The 3,664-nt window shown below is 56.1% G+C and carries 2 protein-coding genes; one reads left to right on the top strand and one right to left on the bottom strand.

Annotated features, from left to right (window positions below; genetic code table 11):
- Window positions 1-33 precede the first annotated feature (33 nt).
- Window positions 34-2,931 carry a Tn3-like element Tn5403 family transposase gene (locus F9C28_RS19765; RefSeq protein WP_001553819.1) on the bottom strand — a complete coding sequence of 966 codons (2,898 nt, stop codon included), beginning with the start codon at window positions 2,929-2,931 and terminating at the stop codon, window positions 34-36.
- A 94-nt stretch (window positions 2,932-3,025) separates the two neighbouring features.
- Here F9C28_RS19765 and F9C28_RS19760 point away from each other — a divergent pair, with 94 nt between their 5' ends.
- On the top strand, window positions 3,026-3,631 hold the full coding sequence (locus F9C28_RS19760; protein WP_199016951.1) for a recombinase family protein: 606 nt from the start codon (window positions 3,026-3,028) through the stop codon (window positions 3,629-3,631).
- Window positions 3,632-3,664 lie beyond the last annotated feature (33 nt).

Here is a 3,664-nt window from a genome sequence, read left to right as displayed (position 1 = left end):
GGGGTCGGTTCCGGCTGAGGGCGAAATGACACCCTAAGCTTTCGGTTCCTTGGGCCAAAGATATTCGCCAGTCAGTAGAATGTGCGCCCAGCCCAATGGGGATATGTGGGGAAGAAATTCAGGGGGAACATCCAACCCTTCGTTCCGCCGCTCCGTGACGGCATGACCAAGATGGACGGTATTCCAGTAAATGATCACCGCAGTCAATAAATTGAGCCCAGCGATTCGGTAGTGCTGCCCCTCTGTCGTGCGATCGCGAATTTCCCCCTGCCTCCCGATACGGAGCGCATTTTTGAGCGCATGGTGGGCCTCTCCCTTGTTAAGACCGATCTGAGCACGCCGCTGCATGTCCGTATCCAGGATCCACTCAATAATGAAAAGGGTCCGTTCAATACGACCAACTTCACGAAGCGCAACTGCAAGGTTGTTTTGTCGTGGGTAAGAAGCGAGCTTGCGCAGGAGTTGGCTGGGCCTGATTTTGCCAGCGGTCATCGTCGCGGCACAACGGAAAATATCAGGCCAGTTCGCAACGATAAGATCCTCCCGGGCTTTTCCACCTACCAACTTGCGTAACTCCCTGGGGGTCGTATCGGGATTAAATACGTACAACCGCTTCGATGGCAGATCCCTGATTCGCAGAACGAGATTGTAGCCGAGCAGGCTACTGGCTCCGAACAAATGGTCGGTGAATCCTGCTGTATCGGCATACTGTTCGCGAACATGGCGACCGACCTCGTTCATCAGTAGTCCATCGAGAATATACGGTGCCTCGCTCACGGTCGCCGGGATCGACTGACAAGCGAATGGCGCGAACTGGTCGCTTACGTGAGTATACGCTTTGAGGCCGGGAACAGAACCATATTTGGCATTGACCATGTTCATGGCTTCGCCATGCCGCGCTGTCGGGAAAAACTGACCATCGCTCGATGCTGACGTGCCCATCCCCCAGACGCGTGACATCGGCAGTTTACCCTGCGCGGCCACCACAATTGCCAATGCCTGGTTCATGGCTTCGCTTTCAACATGCCAGCGGGCAAGGCGTGAGAGCTGCCAGTAATCATGCGTGTTTGTAGCTTCCGCCATCTTACGCAGGCCCAGATTGAGCCCTTCAGCGAGCAGGACGTTGAGCAGACCGATCCGGTCGCGACATGGAGCCCCGGTTCTCAGATGGGTAAACGCATCTGTGAAACCAAGGGCTGCATCAACTTCAAGCAGCATGTCGGTAATCCGAACGGACGGCATTCGGCGATACAGATCCAGTATGAGTGCCTCGGCACCATCCGGCACGTCTGCTGTCAACCTGTCTATCCGCAACGTTCCATCTTCTATGCTACCGTGCGGAATAGTGCCGTTACGGGCAGCCCGGGCCAGCCGCTTAAGAGCGATCGTGAGTCGCGCCTTTCTGTCTGCCAGCCAATCCTGTGGGTTGGAAGGCACGGCCAGTTTTGCATTTTCCTGCGCCGCGATCATCGGCACCAGTACCTGCTTGAGGTCACCATAGCGGCGCGAATGAGCGAGCCAGACATCTCCGGAACGAAAAGCATCCCGGAGGTGAAAGAGTACCGCCACTTCCCAAAGACGGGTATCTCCTTTTTCCTGAGCTCGTAAATGACGGTTCCATTTGGAGCTGGGCCGCAGGAAACGCCTTTCTGGCGATGCAACACCTTTCATCTCTCCGATCGACAAAGCTGCTGCTACCAATGGTCCGGCGACCGGCGCGGCTTCGAGCTTCAGACAGCGCAACATGCGGGGCGCATAACGACGAAAGCGATGGTATCCCTGCCCGACATATGCAAGAGGCTCATCGGCTAGCGTGTTGCTGAGTTGAGTCCCTGTCGCTACCAGTTGAGCGAGCCGGTCCCATGCAACCGAACTGGCGACAGCCATCTCCAGCGGGGTTCCGTCACTGCGGGCCTCAAGCAACGAAGCTCCCAGCGCGGTGAAGGTACGGATCGTATCCGTGAGTGTGGCTTTAGAGCCGGAAATTGTTTCGTCATGCTGGCGCTTCGCTTCCCGCCAGGTTTTTCCTACGATCCTGTCATGGGTTTCGACTATGGCATCAGCAATCGCCGCTTCCCACTCCACAACACAGACGGCAAGGATCGCCCAGCGGCGGTCCGAAGTGATGTCACGCAAACCGTCGGTGAAGTAGCGTTCACCCTGCCGACGCAGCCGGGCAATGCGATGGGCAGGTATGCTGGCCAAAGCACTATGATTGATATTCAGGGTACGCAGAAATTCGAGCCTGTCGAGCAAACGGTTAGCAGCAGCCGAGTTGTTACCAACCTCGAAGTTGCGAAGCCAGATGAAACGACTGATATTGCCGGCGAGCATTTCACTCAGAAGTTTGTCCAGGTGATCGCGAACATCCGCTGTTAAATTTTCCGCAATCCGCGTTTCAATCCGCCGCTCAGCGGCGACCAGAGCATCCGCGCACAAGCGCTCGATTGTCGATACTGCGGGCAGAATGGTGGAAGTTTCCCGACACCGCACAATAAAACGATGAGCAAGATCCTCGTTTGATCTGGCATCTTCGGCCTGGCCGAAAGTCCACTCCCGCAGATCACGGGCACCACGGCCCGTGAAGGTCTTGTAGCCGTAAATTTCGCGCAGCGTGTCCATGTGCTGCTGACGGGTTTGGCGCCGTGTGGCATAAGTGAGAAGCGCATCAGCCGGAACTCCAAGCTGAGCACCGACGAAGGAAAGGACTTCACGCGGGATCATCTCACCAGGAGCCAGTGCACGGCCCGGATATCGTAAGGCACAAAGTTGCAGGGCAAAGCCAATCCTGTTTTCCGGTCTGCGGCGCTGCCTAATGTTTTCCAGGTCATCATCGCCCAGCGTGTAGAACTTCAGTAGCGACAGTTCGTCCGTGGGCAGATCGAACAGCGCTGCTCGCTGCCGTTCGGTGAAAATATGGCGTCGTGACATACAAATTCGTCCCTTTTGAAGTATAGTCTGTTTTGGACAACAGCCAGCCCATATAAATCAGGGCGTTCCGATACAAAAATCCAGGAGGGTTCAATTGGGACATCGTGCCGCCATTTACTGCCGGGTTTCAACAGCGGATCAGTCTTGTGAACGCCAGGAATTTGATCTGCGAGCCTTCGCCGGCCGTGCCGGCTACGACGTGGTGGGAATATTTAAGGAAACAGGTTCAGGAACTAAACTCGACCTGGCCGAGCGAAAGAAAGTCCTGGCGCTTGCCCAGTCCAGACAAATTGATGCAATCCTGGTCACTGAGCTTTCCCGGTGGGGGCGCTCGACGCTCGATCTGCTCAATACGCTACGTGAACTGGAGAACTGGAAGGTTTCCGTGATAGCCATGAATGGAATGGCGTTCGATCTTTCGTCGCCGTATGGACGAATGCTGGCGACGTTTCTTTCCGGCATTGCGGAGTTTGAGCGGGATCTCATCAGCGAGCGGGTCAAGTCAGGCCTTGCTGTTGCGAAGGCACGTGGTAAGAGGCTTGGTCGTCAGGCCGGAGTGCGACCAAAATCAGACCGACTTTTGCCTAAGGTGGTTGCGATGAGGGCCGAGGGACGCAGCTATCGCTGGATCGCACGCGAGCTCGGTATCAGCAAGAATACCGTCGCTGACATCGTGCAACGACACAGAGCTAACGCTTAGGGTGTCATTTCGCCCTCAGCCGGAACCGACCCC

The sequence above is a fragment of the Shimwellia pseudoproteus genome (assembly GCF_016415625.1).
In the GTDB taxonomy this organism is placed as follows: Bacteria; Pseudomonadota; Gammaproteobacteria; order Enterobacterales; family Enterobacteriaceae; genus Shimwellia; species Shimwellia pseudoproteus.
This window is presented reverse-complemented; position numbering and strand designations above follow the sequence as displayed.